Origin of the sequence: Halorussus sp. MSC15.2, from assembly GCF_010747475.1 — an archaeon.
In the GTDB taxonomy this organism is placed as follows: domain Archaea; phylum Halobacteriota; class Halobacteria; order Halobacteriales; family Haladaptataceae; genus Halorussus.
Genome location: NZ_VSLZ01000001.1, coordinates 829,414 through 853,409, shown reverse-complemented (window position 1 = coordinate 853,409; position 23,996 = coordinate 829,414). Strand labels below are relative to the sequence as shown.

Annotated in this window: 24 protein-coding genes and 2 pseudogenes; 7 read left to right on the top strand and 19 right to left on the bottom strand. The window is 64.6% G+C overall.

The genetic code is table 11. From position 1 onward, the window contains the following. The first annotated feature begins 55 nt into the window (after nt 1-55). The gene (locus FXF75_RS04465; RefSeq protein ID WP_163520309.1) at nt 56-421 is read left to right on the top strand and encodes a rhodanese-like domain-containing protein; all 366 of its coding nucleotides are present in this window, start codon (nt 56-58) and stop codon (nt 419-421) included. 114 nt (nt 422-535) lie between these two features. Beyond that, a complete protein-coding gene (locus FXF75_RS04460; protein ID WP_163520308.1) occupies nt 536-796 on the top strand; it encodes a hypothetical protein in 261 nt (86 codons plus the stop codon). Between the two features lie 41 nt (nt 797-837). Here FXF75_RS04460 and FXF75_RS04455 read toward each other — a convergent pair whose 3' ends face one another. From FXF75_RS04455 to FXF75_RS04445, 3 genes and pseudogenes are all read right to left on the bottom strand, one after another. After that, nucleotides 838-2,220, bottom strand: a complete 1,383-nt coding sequence (locus tag FXF75_RS04455; protein WP_163520307.1) for a uracil-xanthine permease family protein — start codon at nt 2,218-2,220, stop codon at nt 838-840. Between the two features lie 304 nt (nt 2,221-2,524). Continuing rightward, nucleotides 2,525-3,082 (bottom strand): hypoxanthine/guanine phosphoribosyltransferase, encoded by a 558-nt coding sequence (hpt, locus tag FXF75_RS04450; RefSeq protein WP_163520306.1) that lies wholly within the window; start codon nt 3,080-3,082, stop codon nt 2,525-2,527. Nucleotides 3,083-3,662: 580 nt separating this feature from the next. Beyond that, nucleotides 3,663-4,628 (bottom strand): annotated as a pseudogene (locus tag FXF75_RS04445) (twin-arginine translocation signal domain-containing protein); the annotation flags it as partial. Between the two features lie 507 nt (nt 4,629-5,135). Between FXF75_RS04445 and FXF75_RS04440 the strand changes: the two are divergent. Further along, complete coding sequence (locus tag FXF75_RS04440) at nt 5,136-5,828, top strand: glycosyltransferase family 2 protein (RefSeq protein WP_163520305.1); 693 nt, start codon at nt 5,136-5,138, stop codon at nt 5,826-5,828. Between the two features lie 79 nt (nt 5,829-5,907). On the opposite strand, the gene FXF75_RS04435 is transcribed toward FXF75_RS04440, so the two are convergent. Further along, nucleotides 5,908-6,480: a SprT-like domain-containing protein gene (locus FXF75_RS04435; protein WP_163521103.1), complete on the bottom strand. Its 573-nt coding sequence runs from the start codon at nt 6,478-6,480 to the stop codon at nt 5,908-5,910. A gap of 149 nt (nt 6,481-6,629) precedes the next feature. Here FXF75_RS04435 and FXF75_RS04430 point away from each other — a divergent pair, with 149 nt between their 5' ends. Further along, complete coding sequence (locus tag FXF75_RS04430) at nt 6,630-6,932, top strand: hypothetical protein (RefSeq protein WP_163520304.1); 303 nt, start codon at nt 6,630-6,632, stop codon at nt 6,930-6,932. A gap of 183 nt (nt 6,933-7,115) precedes the next feature. After that, a complete protein-coding gene (locus FXF75_RS04425; RefSeq protein ID WP_163520303.1) occupies nt 7,116-7,442 on the top strand; it encodes a hypothetical protein in 327 nt (108 codons plus the stop codon). Nucleotides 7,443-7,470: 28 nt separating this feature from the next. Here FXF75_RS04425 and FXF75_RS04420 read toward each other — a convergent pair whose 3' ends face one another. The 3 genes from FXF75_RS04420 to FXF75_RS04410 all read right to left on the bottom strand — a co-directional run bounded on the left by FXF75_RS04420 (nt 7,471) and on the right by FXF75_RS04410 (nt 11,642). Beyond that, the gene (locus tag FXF75_RS04420) at nt 7,471-8,508 is read right to left on the bottom strand and encodes a deoxyhypusine synthase (RefSeq protein WP_163520302.1); all 1,038 of its coding nucleotides are present in this window, start codon (nt 8,506-8,508) and stop codon (nt 7,471-7,473) included. Between the two features lie 81 nt (nt 8,509-8,589). Further along, the gene (locus FXF75_RS04415) at nt 8,590-9,321 is read right to left on the bottom strand and encodes a bacteriorhodopsin (RefSeq protein ID WP_163520301.1); all 732 of its coding nucleotides are present in this window, start codon (nt 9,319-9,321) and stop codon (nt 8,590-8,592) included. Beyond that, nucleotides 9,321-11,642 carry a methyl-accepting chemotaxis protein gene (locus tag FXF75_RS04410; protein WP_163520300.1) on the bottom strand — a complete coding sequence of 774 codons (2,322 nt, stop codon included), beginning with the start codon at nt 11,640-11,642 and terminating at the stop codon, nt 9,321-9,323. Before FXF75_RS04410 ends, FXF75_RS04415 begins: the two co-directional genes overlap by 1 nt. A 466-nt stretch (nt 11,643-12,108) precedes the next feature. On the opposite strand from FXF75_RS04410, the gene FXF75_RS23440 reads away from it, so the two are divergent. After that, complete coding sequence (locus FXF75_RS23440; RefSeq protein ID WP_375335526.1) at nt 12,109-13,095, top strand: alpha/beta fold hydrolase; 987 nt, start codon at nt 12,109-12,111, stop codon at nt 13,093-13,095. Here the strand turns inward: FXF75_RS23440 and FXF75_RS04400 are convergent. From FXF75_RS04400 to FXF75_RS04345, 12 genes and pseudogenes are all read right to left on the bottom strand, one after another. After that, the gene (locus tag FXF75_RS04400) at nt 13,068-13,262 is read right to left on the bottom strand and encodes a hypothetical protein (RefSeq protein ID WP_163520299.1); all 195 of its coding nucleotides are present in this window, start codon (nt 13,260-13,262) and stop codon (nt 13,068-13,070) included. The two genes, FXF75_RS23440 and FXF75_RS04400, sit on opposite strands and share 28 nt — an antisense overlap. Before the next feature lie 7 nt (nt 13,263-13,269). Beyond that, nucleotides 13,270-14,037 carry a Nif3-like dinuclear metal center hexameric protein gene (locus FXF75_RS04395; protein WP_163520298.1) on the bottom strand — a complete coding sequence of 256 codons (768 nt, stop codon included), beginning with the start codon at nt 14,035-14,037 and terminating at the stop codon, nt 13,270-13,272. A 285-nt stretch (nt 14,038-14,322) separates the two neighbouring features. Beyond that, nucleotides 14,323-15,141 (bottom strand): agmatinase, encoded by an 819-nt coding sequence (gene speB, locus FXF75_RS04390; RefSeq protein WP_163520297.1) that lies wholly within the window; start codon nt 15,139-15,141, stop codon nt 14,323-14,325. Next, nucleotides 15,142-15,522 carry a translation initiation factor IF-5A gene (locus FXF75_RS04385; protein WP_163520296.1) on the bottom strand — a complete coding sequence of 127 codons (381 nt, stop codon included), beginning with the start codon at nt 15,520-15,522 and terminating at the stop codon, nt 15,142-15,144. Between the two features lie 208 nt (nt 15,523-15,730). Then, entirely contained in the window at nt 15,731-16,003 is a 273-nt protein-coding gene (locus tag FXF75_RS04380; protein WP_205427180.1) for a hypothetical protein, read from the bottom strand. Between the two features lie 205 nt (nt 16,004-16,208). Continuing rightward, nucleotides 16,209-17,327: an aminotransferase class I/II-fold pyridoxal phosphate-dependent enzyme gene (locus FXF75_RS04375; protein ID WP_163520295.1), complete on the bottom strand. Its 1,119-nt coding sequence runs from the start codon at nt 17,325-17,327 to the stop codon at nt 16,209-16,211. 69 nt (nt 17,328-17,396) lie between these two features. Further along, nucleotides 17,397-18,503, bottom strand: a complete 1,107-nt coding sequence (locus FXF75_RS04370; RefSeq protein WP_163520294.1) for an AI-2E family transporter — start codon at nt 18,501-18,503, stop codon at nt 17,397-17,399. A 70-nt stretch (nt 18,504-18,573) separates the two neighbouring features. Next, nucleotides 18,574-19,485, bottom strand: coding sequence for a ZIP family metal transporter (locus FXF75_RS04365; RefSeq protein WP_163520293.1), 912 nt, complete (start codon nt 19,483-19,485; stop codon nt 18,574-18,576). Between the two features lie 186 nt (nt 19,486-19,671). Beyond that, nucleotides 19,672-20,100, bottom strand: coding sequence for a hypothetical protein (locus FXF75_RS04360; protein ID WP_205427178.1), 429 nt, complete (start codon nt 20,098-20,100; stop codon nt 19,672-19,674). Continuing rightward, a complete protein-coding gene (locus FXF75_RS04355) occupies nt 20,100-21,773 on the bottom strand; it encodes an AarF/ABC1/UbiB kinase family protein (RefSeq protein ID WP_163520292.1) in 1,674 nt (557 codons plus the stop codon). The genes FXF75_RS04360 and FXF75_RS04355 overlap by 1 nt, the downstream gene beginning before the upstream one ends. A gap of 9 nt (nt 21,774-21,782) precedes the next feature. Further along, nucleotides 21,783-22,138: pseudogene (locus FXF75_RS04350) on the bottom strand (Hsp20/alpha crystallin family protein). A gap of 156 nt (nt 22,139-22,294) precedes the next feature. Beyond that, entirely contained in the window at nt 22,295-23,392 is a 1,098-nt protein-coding gene (locus tag FXF75_RS04345) for a hypothetical protein (protein ID WP_163520291.1), read from the bottom strand. A gap of 235 nt (nt 23,393-23,627) precedes the next feature. Here FXF75_RS04345 and FXF75_RS04340 point away from each other — a divergent pair, with 235 nt between their 5' ends. Then, nucleotides 23,628-23,993 (top strand): aminoglycoside phosphotransferase, encoded by a 366-nt coding sequence (locus tag FXF75_RS04340; protein WP_163520290.1) that lies wholly within the window; start codon nt 23,628-23,630, stop codon nt 23,991-23,993. Nucleotides 23,994-23,996 lie beyond the last annotated feature (3 nt).

Genomic DNA, 23,996 nt, shown 5'->3' with positions numbered 1-23,996 from the left:
CGGCAGGAACGTGGCCGAGCGAGGGGTCTAAGTGCACCCGGCAGTATTGCATAGTATGGACAAAATTCGACCGTCGGAACTCGACGACCGGCTCCCCGACGACGCGTTCGTCCTCGACCTCCGGCCGCTCGGCGACTACGAGCGCGACCACATCGACGGGAGCCACAACGCGCCGGTCTACGACGACCTCCGGGACGGCGACGCCGAGGCGCTCGACCCGTTTCTCGACCACGTTCCCGACGACGTCGAGGTCGTCACCGTCTGTAAGGCCGGCGTGGTGGCCGAGGAGGCGACTAGCCACCTGCACGAGCGGGGCTACGAGGCCACGACGCTCGCGTGCGGCTACAGGGGCTGGCGACACTACGAGCAGAACACGAAGCTCCACCGACTCTCTTCGTTCCTCCGAGGTCTCGTCGCGTAGCGAGACGCGCCAGTTCCGACCGTCACACGGACCGAGCGGGCGCGTCGGTACTGGTCTCTCGGGGCGACGAGGGGTCGAGGTACCCTTTTGGAATCGCGGCGCTATCGTTCACGCATGAACGAGACGCCCTTCCGCGACCGGATGTACCCCTGCGCTCGCTGTTCTCGGGACGTGCGGGTCCGGTCGCTGCTCCACCACTACGAGATGCTCCACGACGAGTCGCTGGTGAGCGTCCGGCGCGACGGTACCCACACCTGCGCGCTCTGTCGGATGGAACTCCCGTCACCCGACGAGAACAACGCGTGGAAACTCCGCGTGCGTCACTTCCGGGAACATCACGGGAAGCGACTGGTCGATACGGACGCGCTCAGATAGCGGGACAGTAACGACGGTGAGACCGGAGCGAAACGGCGGTTTCAGTCCTCGCCGGACGCGGCGACGGTCGGCGACTCGGCGGGCGTCTCGTCGGGCGCGGCGTCGAAGAGCGGACTCTGCTCGCCCGGCGTGAGCGTGTTCAGGACCAGCGCGGTCAGCGCGGTCATGATGACGGGTTCGCCGAAGAAGGTCCGGGCGGCCGACGGGAGACCTTGAAGCGCCTCGGGGCGGGTGGCGACGCCGAGACCGAGTCCGAGCGAGACCCCGACGATGACCATGTTGCGGCGGTCGAGGTCGGTGTGCAAGAAGACCAGACGAACGCCGCTCGCGGCGACCATCCCGGCCATCAGCAGGACCGCACCGCCGAACACCGCGCTCGGGATGGTGGTGACCGCGGCACCGACCTTGGGGCTGAAACCGAGTAGCGCGAGGATGACGCCCGCGACGCCGACGACGTGACGACTCATCACGCCGGTGAAGTTGACGATGCCCGCGTTCTGCGAGAACGACGTGACGGGGAACGCGCCGAACGCCGCACCGACCGAACTCAGTAGTCCGTCGGTGAACAGGCCGCCGCGGAACTCCTCGTCGGTCGGGGTCCGGCCCTCCGCGGCCGTGACCGAGGACATGTCGCCGACGGTCTCCATCGCCGACACCAGAAACAGGAACGCGAACGTGACGATGGGGACCGGTTCGAAGGCGAACCCGAACGCGCCGGGTCGCGGGACCGCGACCCACGACGCCTCGGCGACGGGGGCGAAGTTCACGAGACCGAACGCGACCGCGGCCGCGTAGCCGACGGTGATGCCGACGAGCGTGCTCAGCAGTCGCGTGACGCCCGAGGTGAAGAGGTTGAGGACGACCGAGACGAACAGGACGAGCGCGGCGAGACCGACGTTGTGCATCGCGCCGTAGTCGCTCGCGCCGACGCCGCCCGCCGAGTAGTCGATGGCGACGGGAATCAGGTAGAGACCGATGATGACGACGACGAGTCCGGTGACCAGCGGCGGGAAGAAGGGCTTGATGCGCTCGAACTGCCAGCCGATGAGACCTTCGACGACGAATCCGGCGACGAGTATCGCGCCGAAGACGGCACCGAGTCCGGCGCTCGCGCCGATGCTCGTGGCCGCGCCGACGAAGGTGAAACTCGTCCCCATCACGATGGGGAGTCGCGCGCCGACCGGGCCGACGGTGTACGCCTGCACGACGGTCGCCAGTCCGGAGAACAGCAGAACCATCTGGACGATGTAGGCGGTGTCGGCCGCGCTCAGGCCGACCGCACCGGCGACGATGTACGCCACCGCGGTCGCCGGGACTATCATCACCGCGACGTGCTGAATCCCGAGCAGCAGCGACTTCAGCCACGGCGGTTTGTCGTCGAGTTCGTATTCGAGTTCGATTTCGCCGTCCGTATCGGTCGTCATTCTATACCCGGAGGTGCGAGTCGCGGCCAATAATAGTTTCGCGTTCGAGCGCATATCCGGATTAGAAGAGGCCATAATATGCACGAATGTGCATCAAATCGGCCGGGCGACGCGGGTTGCCTTCCGGCGCGCTACGACGGCACCTTCGCTGTGCGAGAGGAGTCGGGAACGAGAAAGACGTTCGGCGGTGCGAACTACGCGTCGAGCGTGGCCGGCGGGCGTTTTTCGTCCGGTGGTCGCCGTCGATTCCGGTCGTACTACTGAGAGAGAACTAGCCGCTGGCGACGCCATCGACGGCGACGAATCAGTCTCTGGCCTCGTGAATCGTGACCTCGTAGTCCTCGACCGAGATGTCCACGAGACTCGTCGCCTCGTAGTCGGTCTCGTCGAGGGCGGTCTCGCCGACCTTCCGGATGACGACCGCGATGTCCACGATTTCCGCGCCGATTTCGTCCATCGCGTCGGTGATGGCCGCCAGCGTCCCGCCGGTCGAGAGGAGGTCGTCCACGATGAGGACGCGGTCGCCCTCCTCGATATCGTTGATGTACATCTCCGATTCGGAGTAGCCGGTGGTCTGGTGGAGCGCCACCTCGCCGTCGAGTCCGTACTCGCGCTTGCGGATGACCACGAGGGGAACGTCGGTCTGGAGCGAGAGCGCGGTGGCGATGTGGATGCCCATCGCCTCGGGCGCGACTATCTTGTCCACGTCGAGGTCCGCGGCCTGCGTGACGCCGACCACGACCTCGCGGAGGAGTTCGGGTTCGAGCATCGGCACGCCGTTGCTTATCGGGTGGACGAGATACTGGTAGCCGTCTTTGTCCACGATGGGCGCTTCGTGCAGAGACTCGAGGAGCTTCTCCATGACGTGTGTTGGGCACAACGGTGGCAAAAACGGTTCGCTCTCCGCACGGGACCGACGACCCTTCGCGGTTCGGGACTTACGAGTCCTCGCGGGTCGAGGTTTACGAGTTGACGTTGGTCACCTTGAAGTGGAACGTCTCCTGCGTCCCGTCGCCGTAGACCAGCGTGGCCGAGAGGTAGTTACCGCTGGGCTTGTCCTGCACCGGTTCGACCGTCAGCGCGACGTTACCGCCGTCGTAGAGACCGAAGTCGGCCTGCCCCGTCGTACCCGCGTCGTAGACCGCACTGGTGTCGAGCGCGCGGAGCGTCCCGTCGACCGGGAACCCGTCGGTGCTGTCGGCGGTGCCGACCGCGTCACCGGCGAGTTCGACCTCGGCACCCGACCGAGCGATAGTCTCGACCTGCACGTCGGTCTCCAGCGCGAACTGGTCGATACTGACCGACTGGTCGCCGACGTTTTCCAGCGTGAACGTCAGGCTCTTCGAACCGGAGGTCTCGGTGGACGCGCGAGCGATTCGGCCCGCGTCGCCATCCTGTCCGCCGCCGCCGGAACCCGGGTCGGCGCTGGCGCTCGGGTTGGTCTCGTAGATAGTGCCGGAGTTACCCACGGCGATGTCGTTGTTCTCCTGCTCGACGACCGCCCGGAGGTTCTGCCCGGCCGGGGTGGCGTCTCTCGTCCACTCGCCGCTCTCGCGGTCGAAAACGGCACCGGAGTTGCCGACCGCGTACCCGGCACCGTTCTCGATTTCGACGTCGCGGAGACCGGGCTTGCCGACCTTCGTCCGGAACCACTTGGGCGTCCCTTCGGCGTCGAGCGTGTAGTGGTAGACGACGCCGCTACCGCCGACGACCCAGACGTCGTCTTTCGCGTCCGAGTCGATGCCGTACATCGACACGTCGGCGTCGGCGATGCCGATACGGTTCCACGTCGTACCGTCGCCCGTGTAGAACACCTTGCCGTTGCCGTTGACGAGGTGGCCCTTCCGCGCGCCGAAGAAGTCGATGGCCCGAATGGCCGCGCCCTGACCGACGGTGACGTAGTTCCACGTCCCGCTGGCACCGTTCTCGAAGGAGTAGAAGACGTTTCCGGAGTCGCCCGCGACGTAGACGTTCGCCGCGCCCGCGTTGCCGGTCACCGCCACGTCGTTGAAGTTGTTCGTGGCGTCGTTGGGCGCGGAGTGGCTCTGGAGGTTGCCGGTCTCGACGTCGTACTCGCCTATCGCGCCGGAGGACCCGACGAACCAGAGGCGCTTGCCGTCGTCGGTCACGTCCGCGCCGAACAGCGAGTTACCGTTCCCCGTCGGGCCGCCGTCGAGGACCTTCTTCCAGCCCTCGTCAGTTCGTTCGACCACGATACCGGAACCGCCGACCGCGAAGTTGTTGCGCGCGGTCTTCTCGACGTCGTAGAGCGTCACGTCGACCGGACTCTTGACGGACTCCCACGAAGCGGACTCCGCGGCGGCCGAACTCGCGCCGAGCGCGGAGGCCGCGACAGTCGCGCCACTCAACTGGAGGAATCGCCGTCTCGTCGGATTGCGTTCGCTCATGCTACAGTCGGCGCTGGTAGCCCGGTGATACTTCAATGGATGACTCTTTTTACGGAATTCATACTGTTTAAATCCGGAGCTTAGAATCTGAATACTCTCGGGCACGGAAGTCGAGGAGTCGCTTGACACCTCGATGTCGCCGGCGGCATCCGATGAATAAATAATGATAAACTGAAGTAATTTTAAAGTGAGATACGGAGAAAACGGCGTTCGTACGGTAAACTGTCACGGAGAGTCACACCGTGTCGAACGACTCGCGCGCGCTCGGTGACTCCTTAGATACAGAAGTGAAAACGGGTCGTCGCGACTACCGGTTCTCTCGATATCGCGGTCGGGTACGAAAGGCCTCGGCACTCATAGGGCTCGTCACGACTGGTTGCCGAGACCAGTTCGGAGCAAGCGCCTCGTCATCGGCCGTTTGGACCTATCCGCTCCGGCGAAAAGACCCTTACTCCTCGCGGGTGAACTCCCCGGCCGGTATCACGGCGCTCGCCCGACCCGTCAACCATGACAGACCCCACAGTGAGCTTCGTCGTCCCCGCGAAGGACGAACAGGCGTCGCTGCCCGCGACGCTGGCGAGCGTCCGGGACCAGCGGACCGACCGCGAGTACGAGACCATCGTCGTGGACGGCGACAGCGACGACGCCACCCCAGCAGTCGCCCGGCGATACGACGCCGCGGTAGTTCACCAGCCACAGGCCGCCGCCGACGGGGGGACTGGCTTCGCACCCGGCATCGGCGACGCGCGCCACCGCGGCGCGGAGCGGGCCGACGGCGACTGGATAGCCTTCGTGGACGCCGACACGGTGGTCCGTCCGGAGTACCTCGATTCGATGCTCGGATTCGCGCGACGCGAGGGGCTGGCGGCGGCGTCCTCGCGCTGTCGGCTGGTCGGCCCGGCGCGGGCCAAGGCGATGGAGGCGACCATCAACCACGCGTTCCCGCGACTCGACCGGCCGGTCCTGCCGGGGTTCAACTGCTTCGTGCGCAGGGACGCCTACTTCGAGACCGGCGGCTTCCCGGACGTGCCCAACGAGGACACCGCGTTCAGTCGGGAGTTGGGCCGCGAGTGGCCGACCGGCTACCACCCGGATGTGCTGGTGGCGACCTCCGGGCGTCGAATCGCGCGGTCCGGGCTGACGGGGACCTTGTACCACTACCTGAAACTCGACTGGCGTCGCCTCCGGGCGGAGTACTGACGCTATGAGCGATTCCGACCGACCGCCGTCGCCGGACGGCGACCGGGTCACTCCCCGTCCAGTTCGCCTCGCATTCGGGTCACTCCCCGTCCGGTCCCGAACACGCCACCGACGCGCCGCAGCACGACGACCGGTACTGGTCGTGTTGGCGGACCAGTTTACATTCGCGGTAGCGGCGTCCGACCACCGCGCCGCAGTCGGCGCAGGTCAGGACGTACTTCGGGTCGGCGAACGGTGGGCACCTGACCGACGCGTCCACCGACTCGGCCCGGGTCTCGAACGCCGAGCCGTGGTCGGTCGTTCCGTAGCGCTGGAACTGCTCGACGTGAATCAGTTCGTGGCGGAGCGTCGTGGTCCACTCGCCCACGTCGAACGACTCGAACGCGGCCCACGTCAGCGAGAGCGTGCAGGTCCGGAGGTCCTCGGGCGATGACCCCACGCGGTCGGCCGCCGCGCGCCAGTCTATCGGGTCGCCCACCTCTGCGTCGGGAATCTTGGGGCGCTTGACCGCGGCGGCCCGGCGCTTCGCGCGGGTCGAGACCTCCCACTCGACCCGCGAGAACTCGACGTCGAAGTCGTACTCGCGGGCCGCCTCCCGGCAGTAGGCCCGCGACCCCAGAATCAACTCCTCGTGGGTCTCTGCGTGGGCCAGCGCCCGGACCGTCGGGGACTGCTCGGGGTCGTCGTCGGGCGAGAGTCGGCGCGACTCGGACACGTCGTGTCTCTCCTTGGCGACTCCGACGAACGCCTCCCTCAAGAGTGTCCCGAACGACTAACTTCGCGTCCGCCGACTAGTCGGTCATGGCAACAGACGCCGACGCGGACGACGAGACCGGCGAGGAGGTCCGGGTATGGCTGGTCGAGCGCACGTACTCCGACGACGAGCAGAACCTCGTCATCCTCGTCTACGCGACCCCCGACGGGAAGCGGTACTTCCGCAAGGAGCGGGCGCTCACCAGTTTCACCGACGAGCGCGACACCACCGCGGCGCTCGACGTGTCGGCGGACAACCTCGGTACCGTGGACGACCCCGAGGAGTGCGAGCAGTACGCGGCCGAGGCATCGCGGGTCGCCGCGGAGCGCGACCCCGACGACCCGATTTGAGCCGTCCCCGCTCGCGCGCTGCGATGCTATTTATCCGTTTGAACCGAGCGTGCGTCCGGACGTCGAATCTCCCCGGAGCGCCGGTGTCCGGCCTTCTCGACTGCGCCGCCACCGTGTCGGACGACTCGCTGAATCGCGCTCGTAAAAGATTATTCGTCTGGAACTCCACTGTCAGAAAGAAAGATGGGTCGGACTATCGAGTTCTCCGGTGGCTGGTTCCGTCTCCTCCTCTACGCGTTTCAATTAGCCGCGCTTCTGCTGGTCTTGCTCTTCGTGGTACTCCCCCTCGATAGTTCCGCCAGTGTCCTGTTAGCGTCCTTGTTCGGGTTGTTAGCGGCCGTGACCGCGTTCGGTCTATGGCGGACGACGACGGACAGCGACGGGCGGACTAGTCTCGGTACGGCCGAAGACATCACGTACGACCCGTTTGCGGACCCCGGGCAGGCGGCCCGAGACCGCTGGGAGAAGGCGGTCCGTCGACTCCCCGGCGGGGACGACGAGCGGGACTGAGTACTGGCCGCCAACAGCGACGGTCCGCTCACTCCGCGTCTTCGATTCGCTCGCGGGCCGCCGCGACCACGAGGGGGAGCGTAATCGTCGCGTCGGCGTAGACCGAGGCGTTGCGCGCGGCCTTCTCCAGTTTGCCCCACGACCGGGCCTCGTCCAGCGTCGCGCCCGAGAGACCGCCGGTCTGGGGCGGGTCCATCGTCAACTGGACCGCGTAGTCGTAGGCCTCCGGCGAGACCAGCATGGTCTGGAGGACGTAGTTCTTGGGCACGCCCCCGCCGACCACCATCGCACCCGCTTTCTCGGCTTCGAAGGCCTGGTCGGTGATGGTCGTCATGTCGGCCAGCGCGTCGAGCGTGAAGTCGGCGGTCTGGGAGTACATCCACGCCTGCAAGCCCAGCACCGAGTCCTGAATCGCCGGGCAGTAAATCGGCACGTCGTTCTCGTAGGCCGCGGCCGCGACCCCCGCGTCCTCCTCGACACTCTCGCTCTCGTTGACCTCGCTGTTCGCTCGGCCCAGTTCCGCCGTCAGTCGCTGGATGCTGACCGCACCGCCGTCCTCGTCCTCCAGTTCGGGGAAGACTGCCGAGCGCAGATGGTTCTCGAACAGCGCGAAGTGTTCCTGCGGGAGGTAGACGTTGTAAATCCGGTCCACCTCCTCGTCGCGCAGTTGCTCGTCGTGCTCGCGCTCGGTCTTGTCCTCGGCGTGAACCTGCCCGTGGTGGTGCTTGCCGCCGATGGCCTCGATGGCGTCGTGGGTCAGGTTCGCGCCGGTCGTCACCAGCGCGTCGATGTGACCGTCGCGGATGAGTTCGGCGACGATGCGGCGCATCCCGGTCGGCACCATCGCGCCCGCGAGACCGAAGAAGTTGGTCACGTCGTCGTCGCCCAGCATCTCGGCGTAGATGTCCACCGCCTCGTGGATGTCGGCCGCACCGATACCGGCGTCGCCGTACGATTCGGCCAACTCGCCGACGGTCATGCCCGCCCGGACCTCGGCGTGGCCGATGGGGTCGTGGTGGAACGCTTCGCGGTGGCCGTCTTCGTGGCCGTCGTGGTCGTCGGTCATGTGGAGTGCTGGTCGGTCCAGACGCTTGAACGCCGCGATTACGGAAGCAGCGAGAAAGGGACCGCACTCGAACGGCGTCCGTCAGTCCGCCGCCGGAGCGCGCTCGTCGCCCGCGTCCGCGGGGTCGGCCAGCGCCGCCCCCGTCCGGAGTTGGTCGAGCGCGTCCGACCCGTTGACGGCCATGAACACGAACCCGACCTTACTGATGAGGTCGAGGTACGTGACGACCATCACTTCGGTCCCCGTCTGGAGCAGGCCGACCCCGAGCGGGCCGAGAATCCACACGACGGGGTAGAGCGTCCACAACACCACGGTCAGGTTCCGTAGCTTCGTGAACACCGCGTCAACGCGGTCCCCGTGCAGGGTCGCCTGCCGGGGAAGCACGCTGAGCAGCAGGTAGAGCAGACCCACGTAGGCCACACAGCCGACGAGATACGCGACGTAGTTGTACGGTGCCGCGAGCAGGCCCGCGACCACGCCCGACCCGATGACGAGAACGTCCACGCCGACCAGCGCGGCGTAGACCTTGCGCTCGGGCCGACACAGCATTCCGAGGTACAGCACCAACAGCGGCGTCGTCACCAGCCAGTCGAGATACCGCGGGAGGTACAGCGCACTGCCGTTGGCCTGTACCTTCCCCATCCCGAGTGCCATCGCGAGGTACGCCACGGCCGCGAATCCCGTCACGGCAGCCAGTACTGCGTAGTGAGACCCGTACCGGCGCTCGGTGGCGAGACGCCACAGCGGGTAGACGGTTCCGACAGTCATGCCGAGCGTGCCGAGCAGGAACCAGACGTCGATGAGTTCTATCATCAGTCGTTCACCTCCGCGGTCTGGAAGTCGGTGTCGTCCATCGGCCCGGCCCCGCGCGTGACCCGGAAGTCGTCGAGCAACTGCGAGAGTTCGGCCGCTCGCTCCGCGAGGTCGTCGGCGTCGTCGCGAACGTCCGCCAGCGTCTCTGTCTGGGCCTCGGCGGCCTCCGAGACGGACTCGGCCTGACTCGTCGTCTCCTCGCTAATCGACGCCACCTCGTCCACCATCTGGACGACCGCGCTCGAGGACTCGGCCTGATTCTCGGTCGCCGACTGAATCTCCTGAATCCGACTGTCGGTCTCCTCGACGTACTCCGCTATCTCCTCCAGCGCGTCGATGGCACCTTCGACCGTCTCGACCCCGGCGCTGATGCGCTCGCTGGTCTCGGTCATCCCCTCCACGGACTGGGCGGTCTTCTCTTGGACGCGTTCGATGCGGCCCTCGATTTCGGCCGCCGACTCCTTGGTCTCCTCCGCGAGGTTCTTCACCTCGTCGGCGACCACGGCGAACCCGTCGCCTTCGGCGTCGGTCCGCGCGGCCTCGATGGAGGCGTTGAGCGCGAGCATGTTGGTCTGCTCGGCGATTTCGGTGATGACCTCCACGATGTCGCCGATGGCCTCCATCTCGGCGTCGAGTTCCTCGATTTCGGCGGCGGTCCGCTCGGTCGCGGCCTCGACCGCGTCCATCTCCGAGAGCGCCTCCTCGGCGGCCCCCTTGCCGAGTTCGCCGGCGGCCGCGGCCTGCTCGGAGGTGGCGGCCACGTCGTCCACGGTCGCGGCGACCTGCTGGGCGCTGGCCGACAGGGTGTTCATCTCGCTGGCGACGTCGCCGAGTTGCTCGGTCTGGTGGGCCGCACCCTCGGAGATTTCACCCACCGAGTCGCTGACCTCCTCGCCGGTCGCCATCACCTCCTCGGCGCTGCTCTCCACGTCCACGACCGCGTTCGAGACGTGGGAGGCGAACCGCTTGACGTTCGCCACGGTCCGCTCGATGTCGTCCAGCATGTCGTTGAGCGAGGAACCGATGGCGACCATCGCGTCGCTCCGGCTCTCGGTGTCGACCCGAACGCTGAGGTCGCCGTCTGCGGCCGCGTCCATCACGTTCTCGTAGTGGTTGGCCTTGGTTTCGAGGTGCCCCGACAGCGCCTCGGCCTCCTCGCGGCGACTCTCGGCCTCTCGGCGGGCCTCCTCGGCGCTCTCTCGGGCCTCTTCGGCCTCGTCGCGCGCGGTTTCGGCCTCGCGTATCTGCTCGTGTAGCGAGTCGCGCATCCGAGCGAACGAGTCGTACAGCGACCCGAACTCGTCGCGCCGCTTGGTCTCCAAGTCCACCTGCAAGTCACCACCGGCCATCGCGTCTGCTTTGCTGGAGAGTTGCCGGAGCGCGATGACGGTGTTACTGCCGATGGTGACCCCGACGAGCGCGAGGCTCACGACCGCCAGCAGGATGAGACCGATGATGTTCGAAGTGACCGAGTCGCTCAGGGCGTACGCCTCGCTCGCCGGCGCGTGGACGACGACCACCCAGTCGGACGACTCCATCGGGGAGTACCCCATCAGCATGCCGCCGTCCATCCGGGTGAATCCGGACTTCCCGGCGCGACCGGCCCGCACCGCGGGGTTGTCCGCCCCGCCGTGGTGACTCGACAGCAGTTTGCTCTCGTTGGGGTGAGCGAGGTAGTGGCCGGTCGAGTTGAGAACGACCGTGTAACCGCCTTCGACGCCGCCGGTCAGCGATTTGGTCCGGTTCTCGATGTTTATCATGTAGATAACTCGTTTGTCCGACTGATTGGGAACCGGCGACATCACCGCGACGACCGGGAAATCGACGACCGGCACTCGAAACGGTTTAGAGACGTACACGTCGTTCCGGCCGTCGAACGTCGGCGGGTCGGCGGCGAACGGCGCGCCCTGCTCGGCCGGACTGACCCCGGCCATTGCGTCGTTCGAACTGGTCACGATGGTTCCCTCGGCGGCGTCGTAGTAGTGGACAGCGACGACGCCATCGGGGACGTTCCCGTCGGCGACCATCCCCTTCAGATGCCCCCGGATGCGGTCGGTGTCGCCGCTCCGTAACGCGGCGTCACGAGAAGTCAGTTTCGTCTGTACCTTCACGCTCGACAGCCAAGTGTCGAGGTTGTCGGCCCGCGAGTTCGAGAGGGTCGTCAACTCCTCCTGCACGTCGGCCCGAACCTCGTCGGCGGTCTGGGCCTGTACCAGCGCGCCGACTGCGACAGTAACTGCGACGATTGATACCAGTGCGATAGCGAGTTTAAGTGCGTAGCTGCGTCGTATCTTTCCCAGAAATGGCCATGTGTGTCCCATCTTGGTTGTTCTCGAAAACGAATATGAATCGTAGAAAAATAAGCGTAGGTGTTCGTATCAACGCTGATAATCGCAGTCTGATACCCGTCGGATGGTATACACGTGTAAGCTTACACGGTTGTACGCTAAAAACTGTAATGCCAACTACCGCGGGGGCCCGCGTGACGGTGGTCGAGCGCCAGCGGCGGTTCAATTAGCCGTACCCGAGGGTCGGCTGTCGGGGCCGGTTGGCCGCGGCCCGTCTCCGCCGAGAACCGTCGCGTGACCGTAGCTTCGGCGACCTTCGCGGGTCGTTGAAACCCGGCGGACACGTATTTCAAGTTGAACGGGGGGCTTTTAATATTATCCCTTTGCGGGTGGGTCGTGGTCGTTCCCCGACATCGTCCCGGTTCGGAGTCGAGCAGTTCGAGCGACCAGCGCCGACGATAGTCGGAGCGGAGCGATAAGAGAGTTGTTTCGCCGCGTCATGGGCGAGAGCATGAGCGACTCGCCGACCGAGACCGACCGACACCGCCGTCCGGACTGGCTCGACCGAACTCGGTATCCGTTCGACGCGAACTGGCTCGACCTCCCGGAGGGTCGGGTCCACTACGCCGACGAGGGGGAGGGTCGCCCGGTGGTGATGCTCCACGGTAACCCGACGTGGTCGTTCCTCTATCGCCACCTCCTCGGCGGTCTCTCCGACGAGTACCGGTGCGTCGTGCCCGACCTGCTCGGATTCGGTCTCTCGGAGAAGCCATCGCCGTCGTCGTTCTCGTACCGCCCGGCCGACCACGCCCGGGTCGTCGAACGCCTGTTCGACGCGCTGGACCTGCAAGACGCGGTCGTCGTCGGTCACGACTGGGGCGGCCCGCTCGGACTCGACTACGCCACGCGCAACCCGGACGCGGTCTCGGAGATAGTGCTGATGAACACGTGGATGTGGCCGCGCGAGCGCCTGCTCCCACGGATTATCGGACGGACCGCCGCCAATCCCGTGGGAAACACCTCGTACTCAGGCACAACGCTTTCGCCCGGGCGGCAGTCGGTCTCCCCCACATCGCGGGTCTCGGCGTGGACGAGACGGCGTACCGCCAGTACACCGCGCCGCTGGGGTCGCCCGCGGACCGCGTCGGGTCGTGGACGTTCCTCCGGGAACTCCTCGCGTCGGGCGACTGGCTCGCCGACCTCTGGGACCGCCGGTCGGCTCTCACCGGAACCCCGGCGTTGCTCCTCTGGGGGGCGCGCGACCCGATTCAGGGACCGCTTCTCCGGCGGTGGGAGGCGCTGTTCCCGGACGCCTCACGGGTCGTTTACGACCGGGTCGGCCACTTCGTCCCCGAGGAGGTCGGTCCGGACCTCGTCGCGCCGGTTCGGCGGTTCCTCGAACGGCACAGCGCCTGAACGCCGCTCAGTTCGGGCACGTATCGCGCAGTTCGGACACTGCTACTCGCCGCGATTCCGGGCCAAATAGCGGTACAGCGCGACCGAGGCGAACAGGCCGAGGACGACCCCCAGCGAGGCGGGTAAGACGCCGCCCTGCGTGAGCGCGACGGCGGCGGCCAGTCCGAGCAGCGCCACCGTCAGCGCCGCCCGCATCCACCGTCCTCGACGAGTCGAACGGAGCGCATCGAGGTTCATCGCGCCGTCACAACCCGGTCGGCGCATCGACGTAGGTCGTTTCGAGACCCCACTCCTCGGCCAGCGTCTGGAGCGACTGCACGCCGAACGTCTCGGTCGCGTAGTGGCCGGCGAGGAAGACGGTGAGTCCGGCCTCGCGCGCCTCGTGGTAGGCCTTCTGCTTGCCTTCCCCCGTGACGAGGGCGTCCACGTCGTTCTCGACCGCCTCGTCCAGCCAATCGACGCCGCTCCCGGTCACGATGGCCACGTCCTCGATTCGCTCGGGACCGAAGTCGAGGACGCGCACGCCCTGTCCGAAGTGGTCGAGTTCGGTTTTCAGCGTCTCGCGCAGGCGGTCGGTCGGAATCGGGTCCGGCGCGCGGCCGCGCTGGCCGACGTGTTCGGGACCCATCCGGCCGAACGGCTCGCGGTCTTCGAGGCCGAGCAGGTCGGCCAGTCCCGCGGCGTTGCCCAGTTCGGGGTGGGCGTCGAGCGGGAGGTGCGAGACGTACAGCGCCACGTCGTTCTCTATCAGGGGCGCGATGCGGTCGTACTGGCGGCCGGTCACGCGCTCGATGCCGCCCCACGAGAGACCGTGGTGGGTGACCAGCGCGTCCGCCCCGCGCTCGGCCGCGGCCTCGACGGTCTGTTCGGCGGCGTCCACCGCGAACGCGACCGTCTCGACCTCGCGGTGGTCGGGACCGACCTGTAGGCCGTTGGCGCTGGCGTCTACGTCGGCGAAGTCGCTGGTCCGTAACTCGTCGTCGTATCGCGCGGTGAGTTCGGCGAGGTTCATTGGTCTGGTTCGGTGTGAGTCGCGGAGCGGCTTGTATCTGTATCTCTTCGCGTTCGACCAGTCGTCGGAGGTGGAGTTGGTGCTGTGGAGGTAGTTGGGATTCGAAGGGGAGACCGAGTGGATAGGTGGAAAGAGCTAGCTATTGCGTGAGCCAGTGAGACAGCAACCGCACAGCACCGCTCCGCCACGGTCTCACACTAGGAGGAGTCCCGGTTGGCCGATTAGAGTCGGAAAAACGTATCGGCTGTCGATTACGACGGCTTCTGGCATGCGGAATCGAGGGGCCTACTCGTCCGACTTCGCGGCGTCCGAGAAGACGAACTCCCGGAGCAACTTCCCGGCGAGCGCCGCGGCCTGTCCGTCGTCGCGGTCGTTGACCTCGACCACGTCGAAACCGGCGACAGACCCGGTCTCGGCTACGTCGCGTACCACGTCGCGCATCTCTCTGGGGTTCAGTCCGAACGGTTCCATCGTCCCCGTCCCGGGCGCGAAACCGGGGTCGGCGCCGTCGATGTCGACGCTGAGATAGACCGACTCGTCGTCGCCGAACGCCGGCGTCCAGTCGGCCACCGCTTCCGGCGGGACGACCGTCACGTCCGACTCGCCGGCGCGCTCGTACTCCGCTTCGCTCCCGGTTCTCACGCCGAGAATCACGGCTTCGTCGGCGATGTCGAGGACGTGACGAGTCACGGTGGCGTGACTGAGTTCGTTGCCGTCGTACTCCTCGCGCAGGTCGAGGTGGGCGTCGAGACAGACGAAGGTGTCGGGGGCGGCCGCCCGGACGCCCGCGAGCGTGACCGTGTGTTCGCCCCCGAGCGTGAGCGGGACGGCGTCGTCCCATCGCACGTCGGTCAACACTCCTTCCAGATACTCCAGATACTCCGCGGCGTCGTCCCACGCCCGGACGTCGCCGTGGTCGTGGACGGAGAGTTGAGAGAAGTACAGGTCGGTTCGGGCGTCGTAGTCGTCGTACGTCCGCGAGAATCGGCGGATTCGGTCGGGACCGAACCGCGTCCCGGGTTGGAACGTCGTCGAAACGTCGAGCGGCGCACCCACCACCACGTAGGCCGCTTCCTCGCGGTCGGCGGACGCGCCGGGGAACATCTACTGGAGAATCTTCCGCTGTTCTTCCAATTGGAGGTACTCGATTTCGTCGTCGGGCGAGAGGTCCACGTCGTCGGGCGTCTTGATGGTAATGGTCTCGTAGGTTTCGAGGTCCATGACCTGCGCCACGTTGTCGCTCTCGACGGAGACGACCTGACCCTGTTTGCGGTTGATGATGGGGACCCAAATCTTGGCGTCGACTGGCTGGGAGAGGCTTCGCTTCTTGCCGTCGAAGACGCCTTCGGCCTCGATACGAGCCTTGGCACTGCCGTGCTTACCCGGTTTGGCCGTGCTGTAGGAGTTGATTTCGCACGCCGCATCGTCAATCATCACGTAGTTGCCTTCCTGCAGGTCCCGTACTTCCTTCTGCTCTTTTGCCATACGCCCGGATAGCGTCCGGGATAGTATAAACCGTTTGGAATGGGATTTCCCCGGATACGGGGTGTCGCAGCGACGCAGAGCATCAGAAAGTTGAGAACCCAGTAGTTCGAGGAACGTGTCGCCTAGACAGGGCGGGCAGTAGTGCACTGCATGTAGCAGAGGGCGTGAGAGTGCGAAGGGACCGTCAACCACTCGGAGGAGTCGGTCGTCAGTCGTCTCGGTAGCCGTGACCTGCGACGAGTGCGAGGGCGTGGACAGCGAGCAGGACGGCGAACGTCGAGCGCTCCCCGGCGGTGAAACCGCCAGTGAGCATCGGGAGATACGCCAGCGGGAGGACCACGGCGGACCAGAACCCCGCGAACTGGAGCGGAGCGCCGAGTCGTCCGAGCGTGGACGTCACGCCGTTTCGCAGTTCGGAGCGAGTGTCGTCTGGAAGCCGAATCGTTCGTTCGTTACCGAGTGGGGAGGGCGCGTTCGACATTGCTTGTTCATCCCTTGGCGTCCCGACACCATATAACGGTGAGAGCGTTAGAGATATTTCGCGGGTTTTACTCCCAGCGCCCTGGTTTCCCGTCGTTTCACGGAGGGGCGAGGACGTTTTATTAAGGTACCAGAACCGACTAGAATTTTTAAAATCGGTTCTGAGGCCGTTTCCCGAATCCCAGCGGTTGCAGAGTCGGGTCGGCCTACGAGTGGCGCTCGATGCAGTCGCCGACGCGGGACAGGCCCTCTTCGAGTTCGTCCGTCGGCAGCCCGAATCCGATGCGGAAGTAGTCGTCGTAGCCGAACAGGTCGCCCGGCGCGAGGACGACGCTCTCCTCTTCGACGACCGTTCGACAGAACTCCTTGCTCCCGTCGAACCCGGCCGGAATCGACACGAAACCGTTAACGCCGACGGGGTCGTACCACGACAGGTCGTACTCGGTGACGAACTCCCGGACGCGCTCGCAGTTGTGTGCGGCCAACGTGCGGTTCTCGTCGAGGATGGGTTGCTCGCGCTCGCCGAGCGCCTGCTCGGCGAGATGCTGCCCGAAGATGGACGGCGAGATTGTGGTGTAGTCCTTCCACTGCCACGCCCGTTCGACGACCGCCTCCGGACCGACTATCCAACCGAACCGCAGGCCAGCGAGACCGTAGGCCTTCGTGAGACTCGCGGTACTGATGCCGTACTCGCCCATGCTCGCGACCGGCGGAAGCGGGTCGTCGGAGAGGAGTCGGTACACCTCGTCGCAGAGCAGGTAGGCGTCGTTGTCGGCCGCGACGTCGTAGAGTTCCCGGACCTTCTCCTCGGGGTGGTAACGCCCGGTCGGATTGTTCGGATTGTTGAGGACGACGACCGAGGTTTCGGGCCGAATCGCGTCGGCCACGGCGTCCACGTCGAGTTCCCACTCGGGCGGTTCGAGCCAGACGCGACTCACGTCGCCGAGGGCCTCCGGTACGGCGTGGAGCGCCTGATAGGTCGGCGTGACGACGACGGCGTGGGGAGTCTGCTCGGCGGACCCGGATGCGGCGGCGTCACCGCCGAGCGCCTCGTCTTCGCCCATCAGCGAGAGGAACGCGAGGAAGTTGGCCTCCTGCGCCCCGCAGGTGAACAGCACTTCGTCGGCCTCCCTGTCGTACCGGTCGGCCAGTTCGGCCCGCAGTTCGGGGTCGCCGTCGGTCGGGATGACGTAGTCGAGTTTGCCGGGGTCGAGGTCGAATCGGTCGGCCTCCAGACTCCGGATTCCGCTCTCGGCGAGCATGATGTCGGCCTCGTGTTCGTACTCGGCGAACCAGCGTTCGAGTTCGAACGGTGCGATGTCCATGGGCGGGAGTCGATGTCCGAGGGCGTAAAGTTACGGAAAGGGGCAGCACCGGGGTCGGTGACGGGCGCGTTACACCGCGTGACCCGCCACCAGTTTCGGGAAGACCGCGTCGGCGAAGTGATAGCCGACCGTGAGGACGATGGGACCGATGAACAGCCCCGACCAGCCGAACACCACGGTGCCGAGGACGTACGCGAGCATAATCATCCCGAGCGTGAGTCGGCCCGCCGAGAGGAACGACCGAATCCAGAAGTCCGGAATTGTATCGACGACGACGAACGTGACCGCGAAGTAGAGGACGGGAAACCAGACGGGCATCGCACTCCCCTTCCCGGTCGCCTGTATCAACAGCCAGACGGCGTAGGGGACGTAGACGATTTTCATTCCGACGATGGGGATGATGACGGCGACGCCGGTCGCCAACCCGAGCAGAATCGGACGCGCGATGTCGCCCGCGGGGACGACCATATCGAGGGCGAGGTAGACGGCGACTGCGATGACCGTGGTCACGACGATAGTGAGCAGGTTGCCGAAGAAGATGTGTTCGAGGTCGCGGTCCACCCGTTCTGTGAAGTCCATCACCGCGTCGTCGTAGTCGAAGCTCTTCCGGAACCACCCCGCTATCTCCTCGTCGTCGCGCAGGAGGTAGAACGCCACGACCACCACGATGAACACCCGAACGAGAATTTTGAATAGGAGCGTGGCGTACTGCCTGAGGGTATCAGTGAACCCGGCGGTAGCTTGCGCGCCGCCCTGCCCGGCGGCCTGTGGGCCGCCCTGACCGGCAGGGACACCGATTAGCTGTCTCGCGGCCCCCTGTATGTTGATACACGACGCCCCGGACGTGAACGGTCTGAGGTACTGCTGTGCCCACTGAATCTGGCGGGAGTTGATGACCTGACAGACCTCCCGGAACGCGACCAGTCCGGTGTACCCCACGATGAGCAGGAACGGGATGCCGACGAGCAACAGCGACAGCGTCGGCGGGACGTCCGGGTGGTCGCCGAACCGCTCCTCGAACCGCTCCTCGGCGGGTCGCAGGGCGTAGTATAGGAACACCGCGAACCCCAGCGTCCCGACCAACTCCAACACGACTATGACGAGTACGGACACCACGAGTACGCCGAGTAGTCCCCACGCGACCTGATTGCGGTCGAGTCCCCAATCGAACTCCATGCTCACAGCGACGACGGTTCCGGCAAAAGGCTCGCTGGCCACCGTCGCCGCGAGCGCAGGCGAAGACGGCTCAGACGTACATCAGCGGGACCATCGCCGCGACGCCGAGAGCGAGTCCCGCCAGCAGTTCCTTGTGCCCCTCGCCCGGAAGTTCCTCACCGGTCTCCAGCGCCTCGGGAACGAACTCCGTGACGACCAGATATATCATCGCACCCGCGGCGAATCCGAAACCGAAGGGGAGGAACTCCTTGGCCCACCGGACGAACGCGAAGGCGACGACCGCGCCGATGGGTTGGGGGAGACTCGAGAACACCGCCGCGCCGACCATCCGCCACTTGCTCACGTCCATCGCGCGCATCGGGATGGAGACCGCCAGTCCCTCCGGGACGTTGTGGATGGAGATGGCGATGGTCATAAACACCGCCAGCAGAGGCACCGAGAATCCGAGGACGGGGATGCCGCCTTCGAGACCCAACTCCGCGAACGAGACGCCCACCGCGACCCCCTCGGGGAAACTGTGGACGGTCAGGATGCCGAGGATGAGGACGAGTTTCCGGAGGTCGCCCTCCGCGAACGCCTCAGCCTCCAGCGCGTGGTCGTCGTGGCCGTGACCACCGCCGTCGGTGTGGACCGCTTCGGTCTCGTGAGCGTGTTCGTCGTCCGCGGCGTGGCCGCGCTCGTCACTACCTTCTATATCGACGGCGTCGAGCGCCCAGTCGGCGACTTCTACGAGCGCGACGCCCGCGAGCAGGCCGCCGACCATCAGGGTCGGGAACCCGCCGGACGCGTAGGCCAGCCCCTCGTTCACGAGTCCGAACAGCGACGCCGACACCATGATGCCCGACGCGAGGCCCCACAGCGCCACGTTCCACCGGTCACTGAAGTCGTCGACCACGAAGAACGGGAGCGCGCCGAGTCCCGTCGCAAGTGCCGTCACGAGGCCCGCGACGAACACCAACACGAGGTTCTGCAGTAGTCCCATGTGCGACTATTCCCACTACTGGCAAAAAAGAGTTTCCAAAACATGAATCTGTTTTTGGCTATCCTAAAAATACGACCGGTGGATAACGTGACCGACGGCGAGTTCACTCGGGCGACTACCGCCGAACGGTCCGCCGGAGAACGGTGCGAGGGGCCGCGACGGAAGACGGTTCAGGACGCGATTACATCACGGGACGCCGACGTACTGGCGGCGTCGATAGAGGTACAGCGCGGCGAGCGGAACGCCGATACCGACCCACATCGCCACGCCGAGCAGGACGTACTCCGACCGGGGTTCCCAGTCGGACACCGCGGCGACGAACTTCCGGTCGAAGTGGACGGCGATAGCGACGACCGCCGGAGCGGTCAACGCGACGATACTCAGCGGGAACTGCACCCATTCGAGCGACGGCGGAACCGTGAGGGCCGTTTGGTTCCCGAGGAACAACCCGGCGAACACCGCGAGGTTCAGGGCCACGAGCGTCCACCACCAGTCGGCGGTGTCGGTAGTGGTCTCGCTGTCGTCGGTATCCGCGCTAGTGTCGGTCTCTGCAACGTCGGCAGTCCCCGTGGTGGCGTCGGTGTTCGAGGAGGTTTCGGCCGTGACCTCGGACATCAGTCCCCGCCCCGACGCTGTCGCATCTCGTGGCGCGTGAACTGCGGGGTCACTCGCGTTCCCCTGCGCTCGCGGAAGGTCCGGTAGAGCAGGGCCGCGACGCCCACCGAGAAGACGGCCGCGACCGCCGCGGCCTCGACGTTCGTGAGCGCGTAGAGGAACGCGGTCGAGAACGCGCCGGAGGCCAACAGCATCCCGTAGACGAGGCGCTTGGCCAGCACCTCGAACACGTCGCTCCCGTCCTCGACGTCGGCCCGGATGTGGAAGTCCTCGCGGTCGATGCGGTCCAGCGCGCTCTCCAGTTTCGGCGGGACGCGGACCGACGACTGAACCGACCGCTGAATCTGGTCGCCGGTCTCGCTGGCGAACTGCTTTATCGACTCCTCGCGGTAGCCCTGCTCGGTCAGGTAGTCGGTCGCCACCGAGATGAAGTCGAAGTCGGGGTCGAGCGTGACGCAGACGCCCTCGACCACGGTGGCGACGCGCAGGACCAGCGCGAGGTTCGAGGGGAGACGCAGGGGGAACTCGTAGATGGTGTCCTCGACCTGTCCGACTATCTGCTGGACCCGGTAGGTCTCGATGTCCTCGCCGCGGGCGTCCTCGATGGCGAGTTCCATCACCTTCCCCATCGTCGCCCGGTCGGCCTCGGGACTGAGCGTGCCCATCTCGACGAGGGCGTCCAGAATCCCGTCGATGTCCTGATTGGCGACGGCGATGTAGAAGTCGATAATCTTGTTCTGGACGAACTCGTCCACCCGGCCCGACATGCCGAAGTCGTAGAAGACGATGGTGCCGTCGTCGCGCACCGAGAGGTTACCGGGGTGCGGGTCGGCGTGGAACACCCCGTCTTCGAGCAGCATCTGGAGGTAGGCCCGCTGGAGGTTGACCGCGAGTTCGTGGCGGTCCACCCCCATGGCGTCGAGTTGCTCCACGTCGTTTATCTTGGTCCCGGAGACGTACTCCATCGTCAGCACGCGCGGCCCGGAGTGGGAGTCGAAGACCGACGGAATCGCCACGGCGTCGTCGCCCTCGAAGTTCGAACGAATCTCTTCGAGCATGGCGGCCTCCCGTTCGTAGTCCATCTCCTGTCGAATCGTGCGGGCGAACTCGTCGGCGAGGTTCTCCAGCGAGAACGCCCGGGCCTGACCGAGGAATCGGAGCAGAACGGGCAGCGACCACCGTATCACGCGCAGGTCGGCGTTCACCAACTCCTCGATGTTCGGCCGTCGAATCTTCACGGCCACTTCCTCGCCGTCTATCTCGGCGGTGTAGACCTGCCCCAGACTCGCGCCGGAGATGGCGTCGGTGTCGAAGTTGTCGAAGTGTTCCTCGACCGGTCCGAGTTCGTCTTCGAGGACGGCCCGCGCCCCGGCCCACGGCGCTGGCGGCACCTCGTCCTGTAGCTTCGACAGCACGTCCACGTACTCGGGCGGCAGGACGTCGGGACGCGTCGAGAGGAGTTGGCCGAGTTTGATGAACGTCGGGCCGAGCGTCAGCAGCGACTCCAGCAGGGTGTTGGCGCGCTCGATGCGCGTCTGACTATCGACGCGGCGGGGACTGCCGAACAGCAAGTACCGGCGTCTGTCGCGGGCGTAGCTCAGCAGGAGCGGCAGGAAGTGGTACGCGACGACGAAGAACCGCCGGTACGCACGGAGGTTAGCCAGTGTGACCACCCCGCGGGGTCACCGACTCTCGATGTGGATTTCCTGCTCCGGGGTGGCGTCGCGCTTGGGTAGGCGCAGTTCCAGCACGCCCCGGTCGATGGACGCTTCCGCACCCGCACCGGTGGCGTCCGGCGGCAACGGGAGGTCGGCGTCGAGAAACAGCGACCGCTCCTCCTGTAGGTACGAGAACTCCATCGGTACGTCCTTCTCCCGGCGCGCTCGATTTCGAGTCGCCCGTCGGTGACGCTCACGTCCACCGTCTCCTCGTTCGCACCCGGGAGATCGACGACCAGCAGGTAGGCGTCGTCGCTCTCCAGCAGGTCGGCGAACACCGCGTCCGGCAACTCCCGCATGGCCTCACGAAGCGCTGACATACTTGCGTGTTAGGACGGAGGGGCGAAAAAGGGTGTGGTCGACTACTCGTGTCCTCGTAGAGTTGACCGGGTTGAAGACGCGTGAAGAGTTCTCAAGATAACCCGATAGGTTAAGAAGCGATAAAACAATCTGTATGAGCTGTATTTAGAGATTATCTATACTTTTTCGGTGGCGCAGTCAAGACATTTGTCGCACTTGTTTATCGCCCGCGGAACATTACAGAAGTTCCACATGCAAACAATGAGAAGAACTGCGGACACAGCACCGATTGCTGAGACTGAGGTCGTAAGGAAAATACGACACTTAGTGCAGTCAGTTGCCAAGGTTTTAATCGAGATGGCACAATCCGCGCAGTCGGCACCACAGTGAGCACCGGCGGAATCTAAGGCCATCGGGATAGATGCCGCGACGACACTTTTGACACCACTTTTACCGAGATTTTCTATTTTCTTCGCCGAATCTGGTATCTGCTTCCAGGGTTTGACACCGAGACTTCCTTTGATGCCTTCGACCGCATCGGTGTTCACTCCGTCCTCGATGAGGTCTGCAACGTCATCGATTATTCCCTCTGCTTGGATTGCAGGGTCTGCTTCTACGATTGCTCCAGAGGATTCTTGATAGACTGGATGAGTCCCCGCGTTGGTAGTCCTAATCATAAACCGTCGCCGATTCAGTTCGTCATCTCCTTCGATGTTGGTGAAAACCTCGGCGAGGAATCCTCTGGAGAGGGAAGTTGTATAGCTAATCATTTCACTTCCCGTCACGGGAAGTGTTGCTCGAATCGCCTGTTCTTCTCGGTCAGTTGTTGACCGCTTCACGATTGCTCTGTCTCCAAGAGCGGTCACGATTGGGTCCGTCCCCGCAGGAATAGAGCGGAACTGTTCTGGGGCTTCCGAAATCGAATCATAATCAAAACTGAAAATGACGTTGATGTGATTGCTCACTTTGCCGACGGTGAGCGTCCCATATTCAACGCTTCCTTCCCAAAATTCTATTTTACTTTCACCTTCACCTTTTCCAAGTGTACCAGAGACTTTCTCCGTATCACTTGGTAGTTCTGACCGATTGATTTTGTTGAGAACGGCTTGGACACTCGGTTCGCTTTCCAGTTGCTCTATCTCTGACTCAGTAGGTTTTGCCCACGTTACCGTAGCTTGGCTCAAACCGAGAAGTCCGCCGGTTGCACCTGCAGCACTCTTCCGGAGCATGTTTCGCCGATTTAGACCATCCGAACCATTATCTTTCTTCGACATTTGATTACCTCCGTAGTGCAAATGGAGCTAAATACCATATTAAATTAAATTTTGGGACTATGAATTAACTATCATTGCTCATAGTTCACGCTTCTATAACGATGAAAGCCCCTATTTATATGATGAAAAATAATCTTTAACCACAATCGATGATAATATTAATGAAGTATCTAATAGCGAGAATGCTGAAGCACGACAGAAATATGGTATAGTGTGGAGAAGTAGAGATACGTCAATGAAAACAACTGAAGAGGACAGCGCTAGGGGAAACAGTTTAGCGCAACTCCGACTCGGATTACAAATAATACTCGCAATCGCCTTCGTAGTTCTATTCGTCGTAGTCGGGGCGACACCCGGCAAATGGGGTCTCCCCCTCGGCATCACACTAGCAGCCTTTTCGGTGTACTGGATGTTTCGTGACCGAATCGAACGGCACCTGACCGGTCCGCAGGAGTGGGGATTGTTCGCACTTTCGGGCGTTCTCGTGGTCGTCGCCGCCATCGTAGAGAATGTCGAACTCACCGACGAAATGGTTCTTAGTATAGTCAGTTTCCTCGGTGTCTCCGTGATATTCGGCTATCGAGCCGTCAAGAGTCGGTGATTT